Raw genomic sequence first — 26,943 nt, forward strand, 5'->3', positions numbered from 1 at the left:
GTGCGCGACAGTATTCATGTCGCAGTTCCGGCCCTCCCTGGTGGGGTCGGTCCGATGGACGTCACCGATGCCTCCCGGGGCACCAGGAACGAACAAAGGAACCAACGAATGTCCCATTCCACCCTCCGGCGCAGGTTCGCTGCCGGGCTCACCGCGATGGCGACCGCCGCCGGGCTCATGGCCGGCGCCCCGGCCCTCGTCAACGCGCAGGCGACCGAGCCGGGCTCGTCGGCCAGCCTCGGCTCCGCCGGTTCGGCCGAGGCGCCGGCCGCGGCCCCGGCCGCTGCCCCGGCTGCCATGCCGTTCGGTGGAAATGAGGATCCGGACGGTCAGCGTGGTCGGCTGCGTGCCGGGTGCGTCTACGACGCGGTCCAGTCCTGGGTCCAGCTGTGCGAGGTCTGGTCGCCGTCGATGAACCGGCACATCAAGGTGCAGGTCCAGCCGGCCCGTCAGGGCGGGGGCAACGCCGGCCTGTACCTGCTCGACGGCCTGCGTGCGCGGGATGACTGGAATGCCTGGACCCACGACGCCCAGGCGCAGCGCATCTTCCTCATGGACAACATCACTCTGGTCATGCCCGTCGGTGGCCAGGTCTCCTTCTACTCCGACTGGGAGCGGCCCATCAACCTGGGCGGCAACCTGCTCGAGTACAAGTACGAGACGTTCCTGACGCAGGAGCTGCCCGGCTACCTGCAGCGGGAGTTCGGCGTGTCCCCGAACAACAACGCCATCGCCGGTCTGTCGATGGGCGGCTCGGCGGCCGCGACGCTGGCCGCCAACCACCCGAACCAGTTCAAGCAGGTCTCGGTGTTCTCCGGCTACATGAACCCAACCGCCCCGGGGATGTACTCGATGATCCCGCTGGCAATGTTCGACCAGTGCAAGTGTGATCCTTTCGCCATGTGGGGCCTTCCGGGCTCCCCGGCCTGGGGCAGGAACGATCCGCTGCTCAACGCGGACAAGCTGCGGAACATCCCGATGTACATCACCGCCGGCTCGGCGATCCCCGGTCAGTACGACCAGCCTTCCAGCCTGCAGGGCGTGTTCAACACGTTCAACGGTGTCATCCTCGAGGGGCTGTCCCGCGGTTCGACCCTGGCGTTCCAGAACACCATGAACGCCGCGTCCAACCGGGCGGTCTTCAACTACCGCGCCACGGGTATCCACGGCTGGGGTTATTGGAACGACGACCTCATCGACGCCCGTTCCACTCAGATCCTCGACGTGATGAACGCGTACTCGACCTACTGATGGTCGGCGGCGTCCCGAGGGGCGTCTTCCGGCGAATAATGGACGGATTCGGCTGATCCCAGCGAGTCCTCACCCGTCACACCGGGGCCCCGCGCGTAGATTCACGTGCGGGGCCCCGGTCGTATCCGGCCGCCGGGCTCGGCCGTGGAAGGGGAAACCACGGACGCGCCATGGACTCAGGGCCCCGGAGTCCGGAGCCGCCGGCTGATGCCGGCCGTTCACTCACGGGATCCGTTTCCAGTCGACGCGGCAAGGAAGAGAACAGACACCATGGCGACCCCCAGCGCATATGTGAGCCCCCGCAGCCGGTGGGCGTCCCTCGTCGCGGTACCGCTCGTGGCGGGCATGGTGGGCTCCGGCCTCGTCGTGACGCCCCTCGCCGGCGCCCAGGAGACGCCGGTCCGCCCGAGCCCGAGCCAGGAGGCCCCGGCGCGGGCCACTCCCGCGCCGAACCCGGAGAACGCTCCGGACGCGCCGACCCTGCAGGTGCCGGACGACCTGCCGACCGGCGTGCGGCTGGACCGCGTGGAGTGGAAGTCCGCGAACCGGGTCGCACTGTGGGTGCAGTCGCCGGCCATGGACGAGGCCGTGCAGGTGCAGTTGATGCTGCCGGCCACCTGGAACTCCGAGCCGGATCGCACCTACCCCTCGCTGTTGCTCCTCGACGGCCTGCGGGCCCGGGATGACGCGAGTGGCTGGACCCTCGAGACCAAGATCTCGCAGTTCTTCGACGCCAAGAACGCGGTGATCGTCCTGCCGATCGGCGGCGAGTCGAGCTTCTACACCGACTGGGTCGCAGACGCCAAGGGCGAGCAGTACCAGTGGGAGACCTTCCTGATGCAGGAGCTCCCGCCTCTGCTGCAGCGTGAATGGCGTGTCGGCGACAAGCACGGGGTCGCCGGCCTGTCCATGGGTGGCACGGCCGCGATGATGCTCGCCCAGCGGTACCCGGACTACTTCCAGTTCGCGGCCAGCTACTCGGGATTCCTCGACACCACCAGCTTCGGCATGCCGGAGGCCATCAAGGTCGCCATGCAGGACGCCGGTGGCTACCCGGCCGAGAGCATGTGGGGTCCGCTCGGCTCGACGCGCTGGCAGGAGCAGGACCCCAAGCTCCACGCCGCCAAGATGCGGGAGCAGACCGTGTACGTCTCCGCGGGCAGTGGCAACACCGGGCCCTGGGACGAGCCGTCCGGCCTCCCGGGGATCCCCACCAACTTCCCCGGCTACGGTCTCGAGCTGTTGTCGCGGATGACCACCCAGACCTTCGTCAACCGCGCCCGCGAGGCCGGGGTCAACGTCACCGCCAATTTCCGGCCCTCCGGGACCCATACGTGGCCCTACTGGCAGTTCGAGATGACCCAGGCGTGGCCGCAGTACGCGACCGCGGTGGGCATCGCGAACGTCGAGCCCCCGTGCGCGGCCGAGGGCGAGATCGCCCGCCTGGCCGAGCGTGAGCCGGGTCTGGGTCCGTGCCTGACCAACGAGTACGACGTCCGCGGCGGTAAGGCCACGGACTTCCGCTTCGGCCAGGTGTTCTGGTCCCAGCAGACCGGGGCGCACGCGGTCCTCGGTGCGATCGGCGCGGCCTACCAGTCCGAGGACGGCCCGGCCGGTTCGCTCGGGCTACCCACCTCGGGTGAGAACACGACCCCCGACGGCAAGGGCCGGTACTCGGATTTCCAGAACGGCGTCATCTACTGGTCGCCCACCACCGGAGCCCACGCCGTCCGGGGCGCCATCCGCGCCATGTGGCAGGAGCAGGGGGCCGAGCGCGGGGACCTCGGCTACCCGACCACCGACGAGATCGCCAACCCCAACAAGCCGGGCGTCGTCCAGGGCTTCCAGGGCGGCACGGTCTACTGGTCCGAGGAGACCGGGCCGAAGGTCGTCGAGGGCGAGATCCTCAAGACCTACCGTGAGGCCGGGGCGGAGAACTCGGCCCTCGGTTACCCCACGACCGACGAGATCGCACTGAGCTCGCGGGGCGGTGCGTTCAGCCGCTTCCAGGGTGGCTACATCTACTGGTCGCGTGGCACCGGGGCCCACGTGATCCCGCGCGGTCCGATCTTCGATGCCTGGGGCACGGTCGACTACGAGCGCGGCCGCCTCGGTTATCCGACCGGCCCGGTGCGCACCACGCGTGACGGCCAGGTGATGGACTTCGAGGGTGGCCAGATCACCGTCTCAGGCGGTCGGGCGGAGATCTCGTGAGGGCGCGCGTGACGGGCCTGGGTGCCGTCCTGATCGTCACCGGCGGCATGCTCGCCGCCTGCGGTGGCGGCGATTCGACGGTGTCCGGTGTGCCGGACTCCGAGACCCTGGCCCCGCCGCCCGGGGGTAGCGCCCCGACCTCCTCCAGGGTGCCTGCCTCCGAGGACTCCGGCCGGTTCACCGAGGCGCCCGCCCCCGTCGCCTCGGACGCCTCCGGGTTCGACGGCCCCGCCGTGGGGGCGCGGGAACGCGGCTACCTGGAAACCCTCGACCGCGAGGGCATCGAGACCGGGGAGCTGCAGGACCCGCTGGTCGCTGCGGGGAACACCATCTGCCGGATCCGGACCACCGGCGGTGCCGCGGAGGAGACCACGACCATCGCCGACGCGGTCGCGGGCCAGATCGTGGCGGGCGGCTACTCGGATCTCGAGGTCGATCAGGTGTCCCGGATCGTCGTGGACGCCTCCGCCGGCCAGCTCTGCCCGTAGCCGGAGGCGCCCCGCGGCGGTGCGTGAGGGGCGCCACGTCTCGGCCGGTTCCGGAACCCGCGGGGCCACCCGTGCGTTGAACCGGGCATCGGTCACTGACGGACATCGCCTGTGAGGTGGCCGGGAAGGAGTACGAATCGTGGCTCGTGGATCCCGTGGAGGGTACGGCCGCCGTCTCGGATGCTCGATCGGAGCGCTCGTGATGGTGGTCCTGGTGGTGCTGGGCGTCGGATGGTGGATCGGACAACGTGGCCTGCCCACCGATCCGGACGGGCCCGTGCCCCCTCCCGAGACACCCGAGATCGCGCAGCCGGCGGATTGTGCCGATGTGCAGCTCCTCGCCGTGCCGGGTACGTGGGAGAGCAGCCCGACCGACGATCCGCACAACCCGACGTTCCTGCCGCAGGCGCTCCTGCGGACGATCACCGATCCGCTGTCCGAGCAGTACCCGGGCGACCGGCTCGAGGTCTACACTGTGCCGTACGTCGCCCAGTTCCGGAACCCGCAGCGGCCCGACGAGATCACCTACGACCAGAGCCGTGCCGAGGGCACGGACCGCGCGCGCGCCGAGATGGCCGCCACCCACGAGCACTGCCCCTACACCTCGTTCATCCTCCTCGGCTTCTCCCAGGGCGCCGTGATCGCCGGCGACCTGACGAACGAGATCGGCACCGGCAACGGCCCGGTCCCCGCCGACCGGGTCCTGGGCTCGGTCCTCATCGCGGACGGGCGCCGCCTGCCGGGCGAGGGCCAGTCGCCCGGCCTGAACCCGGGCAACGGCCAGGGGATGGAGATTTCCCTGCAGCCGGTCACCGGGTTCACCCAGCTGATCGCCGGCGCCACCATGACCGGCACCCGGCCGGGCGGGTTCGGGGCGCTCGCGGACCGCACCGCCCAGATCTGCGACTCCCGCGACCTCATCTGTAACGCCCCGCTCAACGTGGTCGACGGCGCGGCCCGGTTCCAGGAGTTCGTCGCCAACAACGCTGTCCACGCGCTGTACGCGACGAACCCTGACGTCATCATCGGCACGACGGTGCCCGAATGGACGATCGGTCACATCCGCGAGCTCACCGACGGTGCGCCGGAGATCGCGCACGGGTAGACGAACCCTGCATGTCGCGGTTCGACACGCCGACCGCGGGCGTAGATTCGGAGTTCGGAGGTGGCCTGGGGCACGCTGTAAGATCGACCAAGCCTGTCGTCAGTGCACCCGCATGTCCGCGGTCGGCGACGTCGACCATCAGACACGGATCGGAACGGAGCAACGTGGAGTTCGAGCAGTACCACGACGCCAGCGGGGCGATTGTCATCCCCGATCGCACTACTCTGGTCGACTTCGTCGAGGCCAATGTCTCCGCCGCCCGGCAGGATCCGGCGCAGGACGGGTTGATCTACCGCTACATGGACTACTCGAAGACCCGCGACGGCGAGGTGCAGGAGCTGCTGTGGTCGCAGTTGGGTGACCGCCTCTACGCCATCGCGGCCCGGTTGCAGCAGGTGGCCGAGCCGGGCGATCGGGTGGCGATCCTCGCCCCGCAGGGGCTCGACTACATCGTGTCGTTCTTCGCCGCGATCCACGCCGGGCTCATCGCCGTGCCGTTGTTCGACCCGGACGAACCCGGTCACCACGATCGTCTCCACGCCGTCCTGGGCGACTGCACGCCGACGGTCATCCTCACCTCCACCCAGTCCGCGGCGGGCGTCCGGAAGCTGTTCCGTGAACTGCCCGCGCGCGAGCGTCCGCGGACCGTCGCCGTCGACGCCATCCCTGACGAGCTCGGCTCCGGATGGGTCCGCCCGGATCTCGGCGCGGACGACATCGCCTACCTGCAGTACACCTCGGGCTCCACCCGGGTGCCCGCCGGTGTGGAGATCACCCACCGCAACGTCGTCACCAACGTCATGCAGCTCTTCGACGGCCTCGGGCTGAGCCGCGCCTCGCGCGGCGTCACCTGGCTGCCGCTGTTCCACGACATGGGACTGCTCACGGTGATCCTGCCGGCGATGGGCGGGGCCACCATCACGGTGATGAGCCCCCGCGCCTTCGTCCAGCGTCCCGGCCGCTGGGTCACGCAGCTGGCCGAGGCGGCGGGCGAGGGGGGCGTCGACGGCGTGTTCGCCGCGGCACCGAACTTCGCGTTCGAGCACGCCGCACGCCGGGGCCTGCCGCGGGAGGGCGAGCCCCTGGATCTGTCCGGTGTCACCAGCATCATCAACGGTTCGGAGCCGGTCACGCCCGCGTCGATGCGCGCGTTCAACGAGGCGTTCTCCCCGTACGGGCTGGCCCCCACCGCCATCAAGCCGTCCTACGGCATGGCGGAGGCGACGCTGTTCGTGTCCTCGCCGCGTAAGGACGACGAGGCGATCGTCATCCACGTCGACCGGGGGGATCTCAACAAGGGCGTCATGACGGTCCTGGACCCCGCTCAGGTCGAGGGCAACGACGACGCGATCCCGCAGGTCGCCTGCGGGTACGTCGCGCCGAGCCAGTGGGCGACGATCGTCGACGCCAACATCGACGAGACGACCGGCGAACACGACGGCACCGGCCGCGAACTGCCCGAGGGCAGGGTCGGCGAGATCTGGCTCCACGGCACGAACGTGGGCGGCGCCTACTGGGATCGCCCGGAGGAGTCCCGGGCCACCTTCGGAAACACGCTGACCGAGCGCCTGTCCGAGGGCAGTAAAACGGTCCGCGAGTTCGGTTCGGTCCCCGCGGACGGGCGCTGGCTGCGCACCGGAGACTACGGGGCGTACGTCGACGGCCAGCTCTACATCACGGGCCGCGTCAAGGACCTCGTGATCGTCGCGGGTCGCAACCACTACCCGCAGGACCTCGAGAACACGGCGCAGGACGTCTCCGACGCACTGCGTCCCGGCTTCGTGGCCGCGTTCTCGGTACCGGCCAACCAGCTGCCGATCGACGCCCGTAACGGCGCGGAGATCGCGGCCGATGACTCCTCGGAGACACTCGTCCTGGTGGGCGAGCGCGCGCCCGGCGCGGGCAAGGCGGACCCGGGGCCCATCGCGGACGCGGTCCGTTCGGCGATCTCCGCCAGGCACGGCGTCACGGCACAGGATGTGCTCCTGGTGCCCGCCGGCTCGATCCCCCGCACGTCCAGCGGCAAGATCGCGCGCCGTGCATGCAAGACCGCGTACGTCGACGGGACTCTACGCGGAGGACACCAGCAGACCGCCTTCCCCGACCTGCCGACGGAATAGCGTCCGGCGGCCGGGCTGGCAGAAGGCACCACGGGTGCCCCGCGGCGCGGGACACCCCGGATGACACCCGAGGAAAGGCGAGTCACCCAGATGGCACAGAGCGAGATGACGGTAGTAGAGCTCCGCGAGTGGCTGCGGGGCTGGGTCTGCCGGGCCACGGGCCTCGACATCTCCAAGGTGACCGACGACCGGTCGCTGGAGGAGTACGGGTTGTCCTCACGCGACGCGGTGACACTGTCGGCGGACCTCGAGGACCTTCTCGGCCGCCCACTGGACGCGACCGTCGCCTACCAGCACCCCACCATCGCGACGCTCGCCGAATACGTGATCAACGGGCCGGTGGAGTCCGACGAGCCGGTCGACCTGCACACGTTCCGAGAGCGCGGGGCCGGTATGGAGTTCGACGTCGCCATCATCGGTATGGCCACCCGTTTCCCGGGCGGCGCCGACACCCCTGAGGCCACCTGGGAACTCCTCGCCGAGGGTCGTGACGCCACCTCGCCGCGCCCGGCCACGCGCTGGTCGGAGTGGGCGGGTGACGCCTATGTCCAGCAGGTCCTGTCCGAGGCCCCGGACCGGGGCGGCTGGCTCGACGACTCCGAGGTGCGGGACTTCGACGCCGAGTTCTTCGGCATGAGCCCCCGCGAGGCCGAGATGGTCGACCCGCAGCAGCGGCTCGCGCTCGAACTCACCTGGGAGGCGCTGGAGAACGCCCACCTGCCCGCCAGCGACCTCAAGGGTCACGAGGTCGGCGTGTTCATCGGCTCGTCCTCGAGCGACTACCAGGTCTTCCTCACCGCAGACTCCGCGGCGGCGTCCCCCTACGCGGTCACCGGCGCCTCCAACTCGATCATCTCCAACCGCGTGTCGTACACGTTCGACTTCCGCGGCCCCTCGATGACCCTGGACACGGCCTGCTCGACCTCGCTGGTCACGATCCACGAGGCCGTCAACTCGCTGCGCCTGCACGAGTCCGACCTCGCTGTGGCCGGCGGCGTCAACATGATGCTCGCGCCCGCCGCGACGATGGGCTTCGCCAAGACCGGTGCCGCGCTCAGCCCGGACGGGCGCATCAAGGCCTTCTCCTCGGACGCGAACGGCATCTGCCGGGCCGAGGGCGGCGGCGTGTTCATCCTCAAGCGCCTGTCCGAGGCGGAGCGGGACGGGGACCAGATCCTCGCGGTCATCAAGGGCTCGGCGGTCAATTCCGACGGCCGCTCCAACGGTATGACCGCGCCCAACCCCGACGCCCAGGTCGCCGTGCTGCGCCAGGCGTACGCGGACGCGGGCGTCGACCCGCGCGAGGTCGACTACATCGAGGCCCACGGCACCGGCACCATCCTCGGAGACCCGATCGAGGCCACCGCACTCGGGCAGGTCCTCGGCCGTGGACGCGATGCCGAGAAGCCCACGCTGCTCGGTTCGGCCAAGACCAATTTCGGCCATATGGAGTCGGCCGCCGGTTCCGCCGGTCTGGCGAAGGTCATCCTGGGCATGGGCCACGACGCGGTCCCGCCGACCCTCAATTTCGCGGGCCCCAACCCGTACATCGACTTCGACACCGCGCGGCTCAGCGTGGTCACCGAGACGACGCCGTGGCCCCGCTACAGCGGTCGCGCCCTGGCGGGCGTGTCCGGCTTCGGCTTCGGCGGCACCAACGCGCACGTCGTGGTGGCCGAGTACCAGCCCACCCCGGTCAACGTCGTGGACGCGGAGGCCCCGGCCGACGCTGACACCGCAGCCGAGACGCCCGCCGAGGACCCCGTCGCCCGCAGTGTGGCCGACGCCGTCGCGCACAACGCCGACGAGTTGGCCACCACCGGCACCTCCGCGGCCGGCGCGCCCGCGACCGTGCTCGTGGTGTCCGGCTCGCTGCCCTCGCGCCGCAAGGCCGCGGCCGGTCAGATCGCCGACTGGCTCGAGAAGCAGGACGACTCGGTCGACCTGGGCGCCGTCGCCCGCACCCTGTCGACCCGAAACCACGGCCGCTCCCGTGGTGCCGTGGTCGGCCACACCCGGGCCGAGCTGGTCGAGGGGCTCCGGGCCCTCGCCGCCGGCGACCCCGGCCCCGGCGTGTTCAGCGCGGACGCGCCCGCCGGGACCGGTGACGTGTGGGTGTTCGCCGGATTCGGTGCGCAGCATCGGAAGATGGCCAAGGAGCTGTACCTGTCCAATCCGCTGTTCGCCTCGTGCCTGGACGCGGTGGACGAGCTCATCGACTTCGAGGCCGGCTACCGCATGGCCGAGATGTTCCTCGACGACTCGGTGACCTACGGGGTCGAGACGGCGCAGGTCGGCATCTTCGCCATCCAGGTGGCGCTCATCGACACCCTCAAGGCGCTCGGCGCCAAGCCCGAGGCCGTGATCGGCCACTCGATGGGCGAGGTCGCCGCCGCGTACGCCACGGGCGGCCTGAACCTCGAGGACGCGGTGCGCGTGATCTGCGTGCGCTCGCGTCTCATGGGTGATGCCGAGCAGCAGGTGTCGGACGAGGAGGCCGGCGCGATGGCGCTGGTCGAGTACTCGGCCGACGAGGTCGCACAGATCATCGCCGACAACCCGCAGTTCGCCTCCATCGAGCCGGCCGTCTACGCCGCGCCCACGCACACCACGGTCGGTGGGCGTGCGAAGCCGGTCGCCGAATTCGTGGCCTGGGTCGAGGAGCAGGGCAAGTTCGCACGCCAGCTCCAGGTCCGCGGCGCCGGCCACACCTCGGACGTCGACATGCTGCTCGGCGAGCTCGCCGCGGAGATCGCCGGCCTCGAGCCGCGCCCGCTCACCTCTGCTCTGTTCTCGTCGGTCGACCGCGAGGTGCTCTATCGCGCCGGCGACGGGCCGATCCACGCCGAGGAGTACTGGGTCAAGGGCATGCGCCACCAGGTGTGGTTCACCCACGCCGTGCGCAAGGCCGTCGACGCCGGCTACGTGACCTTCCTCGAGTTCGCACCCAATCCGGTCGCCGCCATGTCGATCGCCGCGACCTGCTTCGACGCCGGGCTCATGGAGCCCAACCTGCTGTACACGCTCAAGCGCAAGGAGTCCGAGGCGGACACGCTGCTGAGTGCGATCGCGCAGCTGTACGTCCACGGGCACTCGATCGACATGCCGTCGGTGGTGGAGATGCTCCACGGGCACGTCACGGGCGCCGGCCGCTACGCCGCGGTGCCGGGCACCCGCTGGAAGCGCCGCACCCTGTGGCCGACGGTCACCGCCGGTGGCGGGTCGGGCGAGGGCCGCATGCCGGGCGCGCACGTGGCGCTGCCGGACGGCCGCCACGCCTGGCAGGTCCGTGCCGAGGTGGTGCCGAGCGTCGACGCGCTGATGACGGCCGCGGCGGCGTCGGTGGTCGAGGGTGCGACGCTTACCGCCGTGAACCGGCCCGGTCTGCTGCCGGCGTCGGGCGCCGTGACCACCACCATGACTCCGCATCCGGGTGGGGCGTCGCTGCAGGTGCACGCGCACGTGGGTGACGCGCCGGCGTCGTCGTTCCAACTGGTCGCCGAGTGCGCCGTGAGCGGCGGGACGCCGATCGAGCCCGGCTCCGCGCAGGAGCTGGCCTACGTGTCGACCGAGTCCGACGCCCCGGTGGTGGACGAGGGGGAGGACGACGACGAGACCGACGGTCGCTGGAGCCCGGACTCCGGGGAGACGCTCTCCGACCGACTGGCCCGCATCATCGGCTCCTCGATGGGGTACAGCCCTGACGACCTGCCGCGCGAGCTGCCGCTGCTCGACCTGGGCCTCGACTCGCTCATGGCGGTGCGGATCAAGAACCGCGTCGAGTACGAGTTCTCCATCCCGCCGCTGGAGTTGCAGGCGATGCGGGATGCCTCGCTCAACGATGTCGCCGACATGGTGACGTTCGCGGTGGAGAACCCCGAGCAGGTCGGCGAGCTGGCCGCCCAGCAGGCTCGCGGCGAGGGCGCGGTGGACGTGGCCGCCCTGCGCGACGGCACTGAGACAGGCGCCGACGCCGACGCCGACGCCGACGCCGGCGCCGGTACCGACGCAGCGATCGCGATCGCCCCGCGCGATGACACCGAGCGCATGGCGTTCGGTGCGTGGGCCGTGGTCACCGGTGCCGCAGCCCCCGGCGTGACCGGAACCCTCCCGGCGCTCGACGAGCCGACCCGGGCCGCGCTCGCCGCCCGACTGTCCGAGCGTTCCGGCGGTGAGATCACCGCCGGGCAGGTGTCCGGCGCCACCACGATCGCCGACGTCGCCGACCTGCTGCGGCCGTTCACGGAGGCGGCGGTCGAGGGCAACATCCGGGTGCTGCGGGAGGGCTCCGCGGAGCGCACGCCGCTGTTCCTGTTCCACGCGGCCGGTGGCTCCTCGTTCGTGTACGAGCCACTCGTCGAGCGTCTTGCCGCGGATACGCCCGTCTACGGAGTCGAGCGCACCGAGGGGCCGTTGCCCGAGCGGGCCGCCGGCTACCTCGATCGCATCCGCGAGCTCGCCGGCGGTCGCGCGATCGCCGTGGGCGGCTGGTCGTTCGGCGGCGCGCTGGCCGTCGAGGTCGCGCACCAGTTGCGTGCGGCGGGCGACGAGATCGCGCTGGTGGTGCTGCTGGACACCGTGCAGCCGTCGGAGCCGGTGCCGGACACGCTGGACGAGGCCGAGGCGCGCTGGAAGCGCTACTCGGAGTTCGCCAAGAAGACCTACGGTCTCGACGTCGAGGTCCCGCGTGAGTTCTTGGAGGAGCACGGTGAGGACGGCGTCCTGGCCATGCTGCTGGAGGCGCTCGGTTCGGAGGCCAACGCCATGGGCGGCGGCGTGATCGAGCACCAGCGGGCGAGCTTCGTCGACAACCGGATCCTGCAGAGCGCCGACCTGGCCTCCTGGTCCGGGACCGGTGCCGAGGTGCCGTTCGTCATCTACCGGGCCGAGCGCATGCACGACGGCGCGATCGAGCTCGAGCCCCGCTACGCGCATGTCGATCCGGACGGCGGCTGGGCCGCGATCGTCACCGATCTCGAGATCGTTCCCCTGTCCGGTGACCACCTGGCGGTGGTGGACGAGCCGGTGGTCGGTACGGTCGGTAAGCATCTGGCACGTCGGCTCTCCGAGCTCGACTCCGAAGTACTGAAGGGATCCCACGCGTGACGGCGAAGACCACCGCGGACAAGCTGGCGGAACTGCGGGTCAAGACCGAGCAGGCCCTGGACCCGGGCAGTGAGCGGGCCAAGGCCAAGCGGGATGCCGCCGGGCTGACCCCGCCGCGGGTGCGCATCTCCGAGCTCCTGGACGCGGGCAGTTTCGTGGAGATGGGTCAGCTCGCCAAGGCGCCCGGTGACCCGAACAACCCGTACGGCGACGGCGTGGTGACCGGCCGCGGCACCATCGACGGCCGCCCGGTGGTCGTGTACGCGCACGACAACACGGTGTTCGGCGGCTCGGTGGGCGAGGGCTTCGGTAAGAAGGTCTGCGCCATCATGGACTTCGCCCTCAAGGTCGGGTGCCCGATCATCGGTATCAACGACTCGGGCGGCGCCCGCGTCCAGGACGCCGTCACCTCGCTGGCCTATTACTCGGAGATCTCCAAGCGTCAGTACCCGGCGTCCGGGTACATACCGCAGATCTCGATCATGCTCGGCAAGTGCGCCGGCGGTGCCGTCTACGCGCCCGTGACCACCGACTTCGTGGTGGCGGTCAAGGACCAGGCGTACATGTTCGTCACCGGCCCCGATGTGATCAAGCAGGTCACCGGCGAGGAGATCTCCATGGAGGATCTCGGCTCGGCGCTGGAGCAGGCCAAGAACGGCAACGTCAACCACGTAGCGGTGAGCGAGCACGAGGCGTTCATGTACGTGCGCAACCTGCTCAGCTTCCTGCCGTCCTCGGCCGCGGAGAAGGCCCCGCTGATCAACCCGGGTCTCGAGCCGGAGATCACCGAGTCTGATCTGGCGCTCGACGAGATCATCCCGGACTCGGACAACGCGGCGTACGACATGCACGACGTCCTGATCCGGATGTTCGACGACGGCGAGTTCGTCGAGACTTCCGGCCAGTTCGCGCCCAACATGATCACCGGGTTCGCCCGGGTCGACGGCGAGCCGGTCGGCGTGGTCGCCAACCAGCCGCTGCACCTGTCCGGTGCCCTGGACATCGACGCCTCCGAGAAGGCCACCCGGCACATGATGCTGTGTGACGCCTACTCGATCCCGATCGTCTACGTGGTGGACACCCCGGGCTACCTGCCGGGCGTCCAGCAGGAGAAGCTCGGCATCATCCACCGCGGCGCCAAGATGGGCTACGCGGTCGCGGCGTCCTCGGTTCCCAAGGTGACCTTCGTGGTGCGCAAGGCCTACGGCGGTGCGTACGCGGTGATGGGCTCCAAGAACCTCGGCGGCGATCTCAACTTCGCGTGGCCGACCGCCCGCATCGCGGTGATGGGTGCCGAGGGTGCGGTGGATCTGTTGCAGCGTCGGCAGATCGAGGAGGCCGGTCCGGAGGAGGGTCCGAAGCTCCGTCAGCAGCTCATCGACATGTACAACGAGTTCATCGCGACGCCGTACACAGCTGCCGAGCGGGGCTACATCGACGCCGTGGTCCAGCCGTCCGAGACGCGTCTGATCCTGCGTGGTGCCCTCAAGCAGCTCCGCGACAAGATCCGCAACGAGCCGCCACGCAAGCACCCCATCGCGCCGCTGTAGTTCCCGCGATGGGGGCGTCGTCTCCCCGTACGCCCGCCCTCGGGCATCTGCCCGCGCGCCTGCTCGCCCAGCTCCCACTCCCGCCCGCGCGGAAGCGCACTCGGGAGTTCATTACCGGGAGCGGCTGAGCTGCTCGGGGACGCCGGGAGCCGGGCGCCGGGCGCCACCCTCAGCCACGGCTCGGGAAACGACACGGCCCGCGGGTGGGATCCACCCGCGGGCCGTGCTCTGCGCACATCCGCCGTCACCGGCCGTCCGGTCCTACTCCGGGTTCGTCACCAGGATCGGGCCTTCGGGCGACCACCAGCCCCAGCGGTCCACCGTGTCCACGGTGACATCGGCCGGCCGCGGGGGCTCGGACTGGTAGGTGCCCAGCGGCGCGTAGGCCTCGATGGAGCCCCAGTCGCGGTTCCAGTCGTGACGCAGGTACGACGGGATCGTCCGGGCACTCTGCGCGGTCTCCACCCACCCGAGCGGGCCGCCGCCCTCGTACGACATCCACGTACCGGTCGCGCTGACCGCGAGAGGCCGGTCCGGCAGGATCCGGAATTCCGGCAGCTCGGCCACACCCGCGAAGTGCGAGAACGGACGCTGGCAGGGGAACTGCATACTCACGGCCCAGTCCAGCAGGACCGGCGAGGAGGACCCGACCATCTCCTGGACCGTCACGAGCTCGGGGGCACGCGGCGGGGTGATGGCCGCCCATTCGTCGGGGGTGAGGTCGTCGTCGTCGACCCGGATCCGCATGACGTCGGCGTCGGCGGGCACGTCCTCCATCGACACCCGCAGGTTCCGCCAGGTCGGGGCGGGGCCGATGTCGTACGGGACGACGGGGGCGCCGACCATCTCGACGCCGTCGCCGGTGTCCCGGCCGAACTCGACGGTGACCTCCTGGCCGTACTCGTAGATGCCGTCGGCGTCGAAGCGCCCGATGCGGCCGGCCGCCGAGATGACCAGCAGCGGGTGCGCCTCGCGGTTGGTCGGCAGCTCGTACCAGCCGGTTTCGAGGTCGGCCTGCTGCTGCGGGCCCGCGAAGAACGAGCCCAGGACCGGTGTGGTGGCCGGGTCGAGGCCGAACGGCAGCGCCACGGTGGAGCCGTTGACGCCCTCGGCGCCGCGACCGCCGCCCGTACCGGCGCTCTCACCGGTGTTGACCGAGGGGCCGCCGCCGGGTTCCGAGGTGGTGTTGGCTGCACCCGGGTCGGAGACCACCGCGTCGGCGGACAGGTCGGGAGCGACGCCGTTCGGGGTGAAGCCGGTGTTGCCGCCGGCCTCGATCGTCTCGGCCATGGCCCGGGGGTCGACGGAGCCGTCGGGCAGCCGCGGCGCACCGAGCGGGGCGAGCATGCCCGCGTTGGCGTCCGGCTCGACGAGCACCCGGTCGGCGAGCATGCACGGGTTGCCGGCGAGCGCCGACACGTTGCCCGCGGCGATCGAGTACGCCGGGAACTGCTTCTGCAGCCCCTTGGCGAACGAGGCGACGTTGAAGATCACGAGCAGGCCTGCGACCACCGCGATCGGGGCGGCGGCGAAGGTCCGCATCCGACGGCGGCCCGCCGTGGTCCTGGGCGCCTGCTCGCCGGTGTAGTCGCGGCGCAGGTGCTGCCAGCCGGCGAACGCGAACGTGAGCACCGCCAGGACGAGCAGCACGTTGGACGCGGAGATCCCGCTGACGCTCGGCGCCTTGTCCCACCAGGGGATGCCGTAGCTCGAGACGTACCACCACCCGTTGGGGCCGGCGAACGCCAACGCGAGGACCACCAGGATCACGCCGAGGAACAGGGTGCGGTTGCGGGCGGTGCGTACGGCCGACGCGGAGATGGCGAGCGCTCCCAGCGCGGCGATCGCCGCACCGATCCCGGCGTACACGCCGAAGTGGTGGGTCCACTTGGTGGGGGAGAACATCATGAAGAACGCGGTGCCCACCACGACGCCCACGAGGCGCCAGACGGGGCCGGACGCGGCGCCGGGGACCTTGCCGCGCCGCAGCAGCGTGCCGATCACCACGGCCAGGCACAGCAGCACCAGGAGTACCGGCAGGCGGCGGGACAGTGACCCGTCCACCGTCGGGATCATCAGGTAGTAGTAGCGGACGAACTCCTCGAACCAGGCCAGGTTGGGACCGATCTCGCCGCGCACCCGGATGGCCTCGAGGACCGCGGCGAGCGACTGCACGCCGAACACACAGATGAGCACCATGGTCCCGGCTGCCAGGACGGGCGCCACGAGCGCCAGGTAGGAGCCGACCTGGCGGCCGCGCACCACCACGGTGTGGACGACGGCCCGCAGGCCCATGATGAGCGCGGCCACGGCCATGAGCCCGGTGGGCCCGGTGGCCAGTGAGAACGAGGCGATGATCACGGCCACCGCGAACGGCAGCATCCGGCGGGTCGCGATGGAGCGTTCGACGGAGACCCAGGTCAGCAGCGCGCCCAGCGCGATCGCCGGCTCGGGGCGCAGGCCGTTGTTGAACGCCATCCAGAACGCGAGGAACACCGCGGCGGCACTCCACACCACGACGGGCGTGGTGCGGGCGGCTCGCCCGAGGCGCGGCAGCACCTCGCGGCTGATGACCAGCCAGCACAGGATCGCGGCGAGAAGCGCGGGCAGACGCATCCAGGGGCTGGCCGTGGAGACCTGTGCGAACAGGGTCAGCAGGTCGTAGTAGGGCGAGCCGAACGGTGACTCGGGGACGCCGTACCAGCGGTAGTAGTTGGCCATGTAGCCAGCGGGCTCGGCGGCCCGGGCCATCGACATGATGTAGCCGTCGTCGGAGGTGTTGCCGCCGACGAAGTGCCACACGGCGAGCGTGCCGATCACGGCCAGGTCGGGCAGACGCGGGCGGAACCAGCCGCGGGGCAGGAATCGCAGGCTCCGCCTGCCGTCGGTCTGGTCGAGCCCGTGCAGCGCCCACAGTGCGACCGCCGTCGACAGCAGGCCCAGGACGAGCGCCGCCCACTTCAGCGTGGTGGGATCGGTGGTGAAGCGCGAATCCACCTCGACCGACACCGCGAGCTCCTCCGGCACGGCGGTGTCGAGGGGCAGATCGGTGTAGAGACCAACGACCATGGGGCGCAGGTTGTCGGCGTCGATGCGGCCGGCCGCGGTGGGGCCGTCGAGCCCCTCGAAGGACGCCTCCGCGTAGGTGGGGGCCGCCACCACGCTCAGGACACTGCACTCACCGGCGGCGACCTGCTCGCGCGGCGCGGAGACGATGACCCGGTTGCGGGAGACCACGTCGACCGTATCGGCGGAGGCACGGATGAACATCGCGCGCTCTCCGGCCTCCTCGCCGGCGGCCGGGGCGGTGGACAGCAGGATGCCGCCGTCCTCCGGGAGGTCGGCGACCAGGGTGCAGGGGATGGTCGCGGTGACCTCCTGCGGGGTGTGCGCCATGAGCGGCGCGGTGACCGACTCGACGGACCCGTTCTGGGGCCACTGGACCGAGGAGGTCGTCTGCGCCACCGGCAGGAACGGCAGGGCCAGGAAGCACAGGGTGCCCACCAGACCGCTGACGATGGCGATGACGCGGAGTCTGGCGACCCGGGAGTCCGAGGCGACCGGGGCGACCGGGGCGACGTCCTGATCGGATGCCGCTGGAGTGGCCGGGTCGGAGTCAGGGGACGCGCCCGAGCCGGCTGCGGAGGAAGAGTCTGACACGACGACAGATTCTAGGCGACGATCAGTTCATCGGTCCGGGCGTGGTCCAGCCCCACCGCACCTCACTGCCGCGGATCAGCTCGGCCGGGGTGGCCGTGGGGTCGAGTGGCTCGAACCGCTGGAGGGAGCCCCAGTCCCGCGACCAGTCGTGGTCGAGATAGGTGGGGACGGTCACGGCCTCGACGGTCTGGGTGGTCCACAGCAGCGGTCCGCCGCCGCCCGCGCTCTGCCACCAGTTGGCGGCGGACGAGGATTCGCGGTCGGCGAGGATCCGGTACTCGGGGATTTCGGCGACGCCGCCGTTGTGGACGAACGGCCGCTGGCAGGGGAACGCCAACGCCACGACCCAGTCGATGAGGACGGGATCGGTATGGCCCACGACCTCGTCGAGGGTGCTCAGTCGCGGGTTACGGGGCGGGGTGACGGCGATCCAGCGGTCCGGGTCGAGGTTGTTGTCCTCCACGACGACGCGCACGACCTGGGCGTCCTCGGGGATCTCCTCGAGCGGGATCCGCAGGTTCCGCCACGCGGGCGCCGGCCCGATGTCGGTGGGCGTCATGGAGCCCATCACCTCGAAGTCGGTGGGCCCTGCCGCGCCCACGCGGCCCGGCCGGCCGTACTCGATGCGCACGTCGCCGGCACCGATGCGGCCGGCGACGGCCATCACGAGCAGCGGACGGTTGGGGCTGCGGTCGGGGAGTCGGTACCAGGCCGAGGTGAGTTCGGCGGCGACCTGCGGGCCGCGCCGGTAGGAGCCCAGCACCGGCGTGGTCTCGGGGTCGAGGCCGAACGGTAGTGCCACGGTGGAGCCGTTGACGGTCAGTGCGCCGCGGCCGCCGGTGGTGCCGGCGTCGACGCCGTCGCCGGGATCGCGCTCGTCGGGCTGGGACTGGGCGAGCGAGCCGGAGGCCTCGGCGCTGTCGACGGTGATCGAATCGGGCAGGCCGTTGGGGGCGAAGCCGTTGACGACGCCGGCGCCGAGGGAGATCTCGGGCCCGGCGCCGATCGCGGTGAGGATCCCGTCGTTGGAGTTCTCCTCGACGAGCACCGAGTCGGCGAGCGAGCACGGCTGCCCGGCGATCGCGCGCATGTTGGCGCGGCCGACCGTGTAGGCGGGGGATTGGGCGAACACCGCGGTGACGACGGAGACCAGTTCGAAGATCACGACGGCGAACGCCACGACCGTCAGGGGTGCGCCGTCGATGCCGCGCCCGTCGCGATGCCGCGCCGCGGGGGTGTCGGCGCGGGAGCGCAGGAACGGGATGTGGCGGGTGACCCGGCGCCACAGGGCGCGTCCGGGTTCGTCGGGCAGGAACCCGATGTGGATGAGCCCGGCGACCAGCAGGCACGCGAATCCGCCGAGGAAGGCCAGGTACTGGACCTGGACCCCGCCGACGGAGGGGAAGGAGTCGGCGAAGGGGATGCCGTAGTCGGAGACGTACCACCAGGTGTTGTTGGTGGCGGTGGACAGTCCGACGACGAGGCACAGCGCCGCCCACACGAGCCACCGACTCCGGGCGAGCGACACGGACGACGAACGAAGGGCGATCACGGCCAGGACCGCCAGCGCCCCGGCCAGCCCCGCGAAGACGCCGAAGTGGTGGGTCCATTTGGTGGGGGTGAACACCAGGAACAGCAGCGAGCCCGCGATCACGCCGATGAGGCGCCGGGACGGTCCCGCGGCGGCGCCGGGGATCCCGCCGCGTCGCAGCATGACGGCCGAGACGAGCACCAGGCACATGAGCATGAGCAGGACTGGGAAGCGGCGGGCCACGCCGCCGTCGGCCGAGACGCTGAACAGTGCTTCCCAGCGTTCCTTCTCGCCGTACCAGGGCAGGCTCGGCCCGAGCTCGGTGCGGATGCGGGTGGCCTCGAGGACGGCGGCCAGGGTCTGGTCGGCGAAGACGGTGTAGAGCAGCGCCAGGCCCACGGCCAGGACGGGTCCTACGATCGCGGCCCAGCCCACGATCTTCGCGCGTCGGCGGGCCATGCGGACGAACTCGCGGGCGCCGGCGGCCAGCGCGGCCACACACATCAGGCCGGTGGGCCCGGTGCCGAGGGAGAACGCGGCAACACCGATCGCGGCGACCCCCGGCACGAGCCGGCGGGTGGCGATGGAGCGCTCGACCAGCGACCACGTGAGCAGCGCACCCAGCGCGATGACCGGCTCGGGCCGCAGCCCGTTGTTGAACGCCATCCAGAACGCGAGGAACAGGGCGGCGCCGGTCCAGCGCGGCCGATGCCAGGTGCGGGCCAACCGGCCGAGGCGGGGGATGACCTCGCGGCTGATGATCAGCCACGAGAGGATGCCGCACAGCAGCGTGGGTAGGCGCATCCACGGACTGGCGGTGGAGATCTCGGCGAAGACCCGCAGGATCTCGTAGTACCAGCCGACCGGGGACTCGGGTGAGCCGAGCCAGCGGAAGTAGTTGGTCATGTAGCCGCTCGGTCCGGCGGAGCGGGCCATGGTGAGCAGGTAGCCGTCGTCGGAGGTGTTGGCGCCCACGAAGTGCCAGAAGGTCAGGACGCTGATCACCACGCCGTCGACCCCGGAGAGGCGCAGCCACGAGCGGGGCACGAAGCGCCGGTCGGAGCGGCCGTCGATGCGGTCCAGGCGGTGCAGGAACCAGACCGAGGCGATCGTGGCCGCCACCCCGATCAGCATCAGCACCAGCTTGATCAGCGTCGGGCTCGAGGAGTAGCGGGAGTCGACCGTCACCTCGACGGTGGACTCGCCGAGGCCGTCGGGCGCGGTGGCGGCGGTCAGATCGGTGAACACGCCGGTGACCTGCGGCCGCATGCTGCCGGGGACGGCGGCGCGGACGGGATCGTCGGCGTCCTCGGGATCGCGGTCCAGGCCGGTCAGCTCGGCGACGAGGATGCCAGTCTCTGCCCGCACGTGCAGGGTCTCGCAGTCCGCGTCGCGCAGCGTGGCCAGCGGCACCGACAGCAGCGTGAGGTTGCGGACCACCACCTCGATGACCGGGTCCCCGGCGGCGTCGGAGGACCGCTGCACCACGAGCCCGTCCGAGATCCGGCCGGGGGCGTCCTCGGGCAGCGTGGAGAACACGACGGTGTTCTCCGGGACCTGGCTCAGCGGTCCACACGGCGCCGAGATGGTCAGATCGAGTGGCCGCCCGGACACGAGCGGCGAGGTGACCGAGGCGTAGTCGGGGCCGGCGGTCCACTGCACCTGACTGGTGTCCTGGTGCACCGGCAGCAGGCCGGCGAGGATCGCCAGGAACGCCCCGAGGAAGCCGGTGATGATCGCCCAGCGGCGGTCGCGGCCCATTCCCGGGTAGGGGTGGAGACCGAGTGGCCGGTCAGGGTCGGTGTCGCGGTGCGGGTCGGCGACACCGTCTGCCCGCTCGTCCGGCTCGTGAATCGTCACTCCGGATCACCGCACCACGATCACGGCGAACGGTCCCACGTCGTGGACCTCGAAGTGGGGCCCGGAGACCGCCTCGGCGGGGATGGTGACGGAGAAGCGCCGCACGTTGGGATCGTTAGGGTAGGTGTCCTCGGCCAGGCGCAGTGAGTAGCCGTCGCCGGTGGGGCGCGCCAGGATCACGTCGGGGCCGCGCCAGTCCGTGCCGGTCATGAGGGCGTGGAGCTCCTCGCCGCTGGTGGCCTCCTCCCACGCGATCATCGCCGCGTTGCGGTCGGCGTAGCGTCCCAGCGGGTTGGCGTAATGGGAGGTCACCGCCTGGTAGGCCAGATAGGGGTTGTAGGCGAGGAAGGCGTCCGCGGTACTGACGACGACGAGGTCGGTCTTGTCGCGGCCCGGGAACGCCTCGGCGATCACGGCGTTGACGTCCGCGTAGTGGGACTCCGGCCCGGGCGGGAAGCGGTCGGCCCGCTCGCCCGACCCGTCGGTGTCGGTGTAGGCGAGCCGGATCTCCTCGTGTAGGTGGTCCGGGATGCCCTGCACCTGCGCGAGCACGGCCAGGGCGGACACCACGCCCACGGCGGCGCTCGCCCGCCGTCGGTATCCGGTGGCCTCGGCGGCGGGGCGATCCGAGCCGTTCTGGCGTCCGGCGGCCCGCACCAGCAGCGCGGCGACGTCGGCGATCGCGAACACCCCGGCCACCATCAGCAGACCGATGAGCACGGGCTCGAGGCGGAAGCCGAGCATGGTGGTGCCGAGAACGGTGACGGCCATCGACGCCAGGCACCACAGGTAGACGGCGGCCACGCCGAGCCCGAGTGCCTGCGCGCGGCGCGAGGACCGGGCCCGGACGACGATCCAGATCAGGCCGGCCAGGCAGACGAGACCGGTCAGCCCGCCGGCGGTCATGGGCAGCGGCAACCGCGCGCCGGAATCAGGCAGGTAGTGCAGGGCGGTGCCGGAGTCGGCCGGCGCCCCGCCGAGCGAGGCCAGGAGGTAGGGGGCCCACACGACGAGGGCGATCGCGAGGGAGCCGACGCCGATCACGGCGAGCCGGGCCGCGGGCAGCCAGGCCGGGTAGTCGGTGCGGCCGCGCAGCGCCAGCACGGTGGCGATCACGGCCATCAGCACGACGGTGCCGGCGGCGAGCGCCGTGTACAGGGTGTACATGCTGGCGGAGGCGCCGAGAAACACCATGGTGGCGACCGTGGCCGCGATGCCGGAGGACTGCGGGACGGGGCCGGGGGCGTCGCCGGCCGGCCGGGCCGCGGTGGGGTGGACGGCGTGCCAGGCCAGGATCAGCACCGGCGGGATGAACAGTGCCACCACGGCGCCGTAGGGCTCGGGGCTGCCGTAGGTGAGCATCATGGCCGTGGAGACCAGTCCCACCACGGCGCCGAGGTCGGTGCGCAGCAGGCGCGTCCACAGGACGGTGACCAGGGCGGCGGCCACGGCCAGCGAGAGGATCGACCACGGTTTGAACGCCGCCCAGCCCTCGAGCCCGGCGAGGTTGGCGAAGCGCCCGCCCAGCCAGAACCAGCCGGACGGGTAGAACGAGGGCAGGTCGGCGTAGGCCATGTCCGGCAGGCCGAGCGACGTGGTGGACCGGCTGAGGAACTGGGTGCGGAACTCCTGGTCGACGCTCACGCCGTGCAGGTAGAGGCGCGACGCCGCCAGCGGGATGCCGAGGGTGGCGGCCACCAGCAGCGCGGACCCGGTGGGCGCGGCGAGCTTGCCCAGACGCACCAGCCCGGCCCGACCGCCCGGCCGCTCACCCGCACGCGCGGCGAGGATCCCCAGCACCACCAGCACGAGCGCGGCGGTCTGCCCCACGACGGTCAGCGCGCGCAGAACGTTGGAGTTGCCGTACGCGGGGAACGTCACGAGCGAGAACCCGACGAGGACGACGGCGGTGACGACGGCGGCGAGGAGGGTCGCCGCCCCCGCCAGACCGAGTCCCCGGAGCGCTGGGCGCATGCTCAGAAGGGGAGCTTGCGGAAGATCGGCCGCGGCACGTGGGTGAGCACGGCCATGACCCCGCCGAACGCGGCCGGGGCGAACACCGCGCCCTTGTCGCGACCGGAGTTCTTGACCGCGATCCGGGCCACCTCGTCCTTGTTGATGGTCAGCGGGGCCTCGTCGACGTGCGCCGACATGCGGGTGCGCACCTGGCCGGGCCGGATGACCAGCACGTCGACCCCGTGCTCGGCCAGCGCGTACCCGAGGCCGGTGTAGAAGGAGTCGAGACCGGCCTTGGTGGAGCCGTAGACGAAGTTCGAGCGGCGGGCGCGCAGACCGGCGGCCGAGCTCATGGCGATGATCCGGCCGTAGCCCTGCGCCTTCATCCTCTCGGCCAGCAGCACGCCCACCGACACGGCACCGGTGTAGTTGATCTGCGCGATCTGGACCGCCTTGCGCTGGTCCGACCAGAGTTCCTCGTTCTCCCCCAGCAGGCCGAACGCGACGATCGCCACATCCACGTCGCCCCCGGCGAAGATCCGCTCGAACGCGGCCGGATGGGTGTCGGTGGCCGCGGCGTCGAAGTCCACGACCTCGACCGCGGTCGCGCCGGCGGCCGTCATCTCGGCCCTGGCGTCCTCGATCCCGGGGTCACCCGGCAGGCACGCCAGGATCACACGCATCGGCCCCTGGGTGAGGTACTCGGCGCAGATGGCCAGGCCGATCTCGGAGGTGCCCCCGAGCAGGAGCAGTGTCTGGGGGACGCCGACGGCATTGATCATGGACGGCAGTCTACCGGCGGACCCTGACACCGCCCCGCCCGTGTGTCGGGCGTCGCGAAGACCCCTGCCCACGGGCCACCGCCCGGCGCCCCTCATCCCCTCATCCCCATATCCATCCCCTCTTCCCCTCATCCTCTCGTCGAGAAGTGGGTTCGGACCGCATCGGTCGAGTGGCGTTGTGCGGAACTCTCTGCTCGATGATGCGGCGCGGGCTGGGGGCTGGCGGCGCGGGCTGGGGGCTGGCGGCGCGGGCGGCGGTTCAGAGCAGCTCGAGGCGCCGGCCCATGTCGGAGACGAACACGCCGTTGGGGTCGATCCGCCGGCGCGTCGCGATCCACGAGTCGATCTGCGGGTACATGGCGTGGAAGCGCTCGGCCGGCACGCGGGAGTCCTTGGCCGTGTACAGGCGCCCGCCCATCGACATGACCTTCGCGTCGAGGTGGTTGACGAACGCGTTCAGCCGGTCGTTGATAGGGAAGTCCACGCACACGTTCCAGCCCTCCATCGGGAAGGACAGCGGCGCCTGGTTGCCGGGCCCGAACAGCTTGAACACGTTGAGGAAGGAGTACTGGCCGGAGCGCTGGATGTCCCCGATGATCTCCTTGAACCCGTCGACCGCGCCGGGCGGGACGATGAACTGGTACTGCAGGAAACCCGCAGGTCCCATGGCCCGGTTCCACTCTCCGAACAGGTCGAGCATGTGGTAGAACTGCGGCAACGTCTTGATCTTGTTCCGGCGCGTCCCGCCCATGCGGTAGTACGCCTCGCCCACCAGGCTGAAGGACCACTTGTTGGCCAGCCCGTTGGGGAAGATGTCCGGGAACGTCAGCAGCGGTTTGGCGTCCATCGTCAGCGGGTTCTTCGCGAGCTCGGGTGCGTACTCCTCGAGCTGCGCGAGCGTCGCGAGGCTGCCCCGCGAGATCGCGGCCCGGCCGAGCTTCGGGGGCGCGCTGATCGCGTCGAACCAGGCGGAGGAGTAGGTGTACCTGTCCTCGGAACCGTCGGTGTGCAGCGCGATCGTCTCCTCGAGCGAACCCGTCTGGTCGTCGTCGGCGAGGAAGAACGCCGTCTCCGTGCGCGTCATGGCGATCCACACCTTGAGCACGATGCCGGTGAGGCCGTTGCCGCCGACCGTCGCCCAGAAGAGACTGCCGTCCTCGTCGTCGTCGGTCCCGCCCGGCTCCAACGTCAACACCCGCCCGTCCGCGACGAGCAGCTCCATCCGCGTGACGTGGTTGCCGAACGACCCGGCGGAGTGGTGGTTCTTGCCGTGGATGTCGTGGCCGATCGCGCCACCGACCGTCACCTGGCGGGTGCCCGGCAGCACCGGGACCCACAGACCGAACGGCAGGGCCGCGCGCATGAGCTGGTCGAGGTTCACGCCGGCGTCGACCACCGCGATCGCCTTCTCCGCGTTGAGCTCGTGGATGCGGTTGAACCTGCTCATGTCCAGCACCAGGCCACCGGAGTTCTGGGCGCTGTCGCCGTAGGAGCGGCCGAGGCCGCGGGCGATCACGCCTCGGCGCAGGTGGCCCGGAGACGAGGCGTTGGCGTCGTTGACCGTCGCGACCGCCGCCGAGATCTCGTCGACCGACCGGGGAGTGAGCACGTGGCTCATCGCGGGCGCGGTGCGCCCCCAGCCGGTCAGGCGCTTGAGCTCGGTGTCCAGGGAGGACCGGGCCGGGGTCGTGTTCTGTGCAGTGCTCACGCAGTCGAGGCTACCGCTACAGCGGCCCGGGCTCGTCTACACGTGGACACTGAGCAGACGGCGCAGGCGCGAGCGCGGATGCCGGATCCGCTACGCCTGGCACCCGGTGGTGAAGGGCACGCCCCGGGCGCGGGCGTCCACCCAGTCGAGGGCCGGCCCCACCGCGGTGTAGGCGGCGGTGATGTGTTCGCCGGCCACGGGCGTGTACTCGACGTCGGCGCCCGCCTCGCACCATTCGTCGGTGAGCCGGCGGGCGGTCCACTCGGGGACGAAGAAGTCGCCGGGGCCCGTCGAGGAGCCGGGGCCGGGTCCTATCGGGACGGTGGCGTCGCCGTGCCACACCTGCACCGGGCCGGTCGGGACCTCGCGCGGATCGGCGCCGTCGGCGGGGTCGGCGGCGCCCAGCCGGTTGCGGGCCATGACGCGCCGCACGGTCGGGTCGGTGCGCGGGTCGACGTCGGTGAGCATCGACAGGGGCGCGCGGAGGATCCCGATCGCGGTGTTGGCGGCGGCGCACGAGTCGCGGAGGTGGTAGGCGGCCACGTCGCCGGTGTCGTTGAGTAGCGGGTAGAGCTCCGGGTACTCGCGGGCGAGTCCGAGCACGGCGGCCCGGTAGAGCCCGGAGGCGACGGTGCCGTCCATGCTGTCGAACAGGTCGGAATAGTCGGCCGGGACCCCGCCGACGGAGGAGCCGACCAGTACCCCGGTCAGTTCGGGCGCGTACACCGGCTGCAGCTGTGCCGCCCACCCGGTGGCGATCCCGCCGCCCGAGTAGCCGACCTGCACGATGCGCGAGTCGGCGAACAGGGGACCGGTGTCACCCGGCGGGACGAACGCGCGCGCGGCCCGCATCCCGTCGAGGACGGCCCGCCCGTTCGCGCGCCCCGCGGCGTACGCGGCCTTGGGGCCCTGGAAGTCGGTCACCACCAGCCCGTATCCGCGGTCGGCGAGGATCTGCAGGAACGGCGGCAGCTCGATGTTGAACTTGTTGGGCAGCACGTGCGAGGGCATGCATTCCAGCCCGAGCGAGTCGATCGTGACATTGAACGACACGAGCGGCCGCGGCCCGGGCCCGTCCCAGGGGGTGGCCGGCTCGAGGATCGTGGAGACGATCTGCTGCGGCTGGTCGTGGGAGTCGGCGCTCTGCACCAGGACCTGCCATCCCCGACCGAAGTTGCGCATGTTGATCGGCGGGACGGTCACCGGCCGGGTGGCGACGATGGTGCCGTGCGCGGTGGCCGGGTCGACCGCGGGCGGATCCGAGTACCAGGGGTCCGGCGACGGGCTGGGCAGGTACCGCTCCGGGGTGCGCTCGTGTTCGGGCGCGGGGCGGAAGTCGGCCAGTGGGTCGGGGAGTTCGACCGAGCCGGGCGAGAGGGTCGGTGTGGCGCCGGGCGAGAGGGCCGGTGCGGCGCCGGGCGGGAAGGTCGGCGCAGTGCCGGGCGTGTCGGCCACCGCGACGGGGGAGCCGGTTATCACGCAGGCCACGGCCAGGGCCAATGTCGAGACGAGGCGGCCGGGGAGAGGGCGGGGCCGAGGGGTCATGCGTCTACGGTAGCGACACCACATGGGCGTGTGAGCCGGACCTGCGTCGGAGGTGTCGATGTTCACT

Annotated in this window: 13 protein-coding genes; 7 read left to right on the forward strand and 6 right to left on the reverse strand. The window is 71.2% G+C overall.

Going from position 1 to position 26,943, the window contains the following annotated elements; all coding sequences use genetic code 11:
- The first annotated feature begins 108 nt into the window (after positions 1 to 108).
- From K3888_RS15390 to K3888_RS15420, 7 genes are all read left to right on the forward strand, one after another.
- Positions 109 to 1,251 (forward strand): alpha/beta hydrolase, encoded by a 1,143-nt coding sequence (locus K3888_RS15390; protein ID WP_230931160.1) that lies wholly within the window; start codon positions 109 to 111, stop codon positions 1,249 to 1,251.
- 270 nt (positions 1,252 to 1,521) lie between these two features.
- Entirely contained in the window at positions 1,522 to 3,465 is a 1,944-nt protein-coding gene (locus K3888_RS15395) for an alpha/beta hydrolase-fold protein (RefSeq protein WP_230931161.1), read from the forward strand.
- On the forward strand, positions 3,462 to 3,953 hold the full coding sequence (locus K3888_RS15400) for a DUF732 domain-containing protein (protein WP_230931162.1): 492 nt from the start codon (positions 3,462 to 3,464) through the stop codon (positions 3,951 to 3,953). The genes K3888_RS15395 and K3888_RS15400 overlap by 4 nt, the downstream gene beginning before the upstream one ends.
- A 139-nt stretch (positions 3,954 to 4,092) precedes the next feature.
- Positions 4,093 to 5,058 carry a cutinase family protein gene (locus K3888_RS15405; protein ID WP_230931163.1) on the forward strand — a complete coding sequence of 322 codons (966 nt, stop codon included), beginning with the start codon at positions 4,093 to 4,095 and terminating at the stop codon, positions 5,056 to 5,058.
- A 164-nt stretch (positions 5,059 to 5,222) separates the two neighbouring features.
- Positions 5,223 to 7,178, forward strand: a complete 1,956-nt coding sequence (gene fadD32 / locus K3888_RS15410) for a long-chain-fatty-acid--AMP ligase FadD32 (protein WP_230931164.1) — start codon at positions 5,223 to 5,225, stop codon at positions 7,176 to 7,178.
- A 90-nt stretch (positions 7,179 to 7,268) separates the two neighbouring features.
- The gene (gene pks13 / locus K3888_RS15415; RefSeq protein WP_230931165.1) at positions 7,269 to 12,284 is read left to right on the forward strand and encodes a polyketide synthase Pks13; all 5,016 of its coding nucleotides are present in this window, start codon (positions 7,269 to 7,271) and stop codon (positions 12,282 to 12,284) included.
- Positions 12,281 to 13,834: an acyl-CoA carboxylase subunit beta gene (locus K3888_RS15420; protein ID WP_230931166.1), complete on the forward strand. Its 1,554-nt coding sequence runs from the start codon at positions 12,281 to 12,283 to the stop codon at positions 13,832 to 13,834. Before pks13 ends, K3888_RS15420 begins: the two co-directional genes overlap by 4 nt.
- A gap of 261 nt (positions 13,835 to 14,095) precedes the next feature.
- Here K3888_RS15420 and K3888_RS15425 read toward each other — a convergent pair whose 3' ends face one another.
- The 6 genes from K3888_RS15425 to K3888_RS15450 all read right to left on the reverse strand — a co-directional run bounded on the left by K3888_RS15425 (position 14,096) and on the right by K3888_RS15450 (position 26,876).
- Positions 14,096 to 17,494: an arabinosyltransferase domain-containing protein gene (locus K3888_RS15425; RefSeq protein ID WP_230931167.1), complete on the reverse strand. Its 3,399-nt coding sequence runs from the start codon at positions 17,492 to 17,494 to the stop codon at positions 14,096 to 14,098.
- A 22-nt stretch (positions 17,495 to 17,516) separates the two neighbouring features.
- Positions 17,517 to 20,885, reverse strand: a complete 3,369-nt coding sequence (locus K3888_RS15430) for an arabinosyltransferase domain-containing protein (RefSeq protein WP_230931168.1) — start codon at positions 20,883 to 20,885, stop codon at positions 17,517 to 17,519.
- Between the two features lie 6 nt (positions 20,886 to 20,891).
- On the reverse strand, positions 20,892 to 22,859 hold the full coding sequence (locus K3888_RS15435; RefSeq protein ID WP_230931169.1) for an arabinofuranosyltransferase: 1,968 nt from the start codon (positions 22,857 to 22,859) through the stop codon (positions 20,892 to 20,894).
- A 2-nt stretch (positions 22,860 to 22,861) separates the two neighbouring features.
- A complete protein-coding gene (dprE2, locus tag K3888_RS15440) occupies positions 22,862 to 23,623 on the reverse strand; it encodes a decaprenylphospho-beta-D-erythro-pentofuranosid-2-ulose 2-reductase (protein WP_230931170.1) in 762 nt (253 codons plus the stop codon).
- 259 nt (positions 23,624 to 23,882) lie between these two features.
- Positions 23,883 to 25,331, reverse strand: coding sequence for a decaprenylphosphoryl-beta-D-ribose oxidase (gene dprE1 / locus K3888_RS15445; protein WP_308282008.1), 1,449 nt, complete (start codon positions 25,329 to 25,331; stop codon positions 23,883 to 23,885).
- Positions 25,332 to 25,421: 90 nt separating this feature from the next.
- Entirely contained in the window at positions 25,422 to 26,876 is a 1,455-nt protein-coding gene (locus K3888_RS15450) for a lipase family protein (RefSeq protein WP_230931171.1), read from the reverse strand.
- Positions 26,877 to 26,943: the final 67 nt, after the last annotated feature.

Origin of the sequence: Dietzia aurantiaca (assembly GCF_021033825.1) — a bacterium.
GTDB classification, from domain to species: domain Bacteria; phylum Actinomycetota; class Actinomycetes; order Mycobacteriales; family Mycobacteriaceae; genus Dietzia; species Dietzia aurantiaca.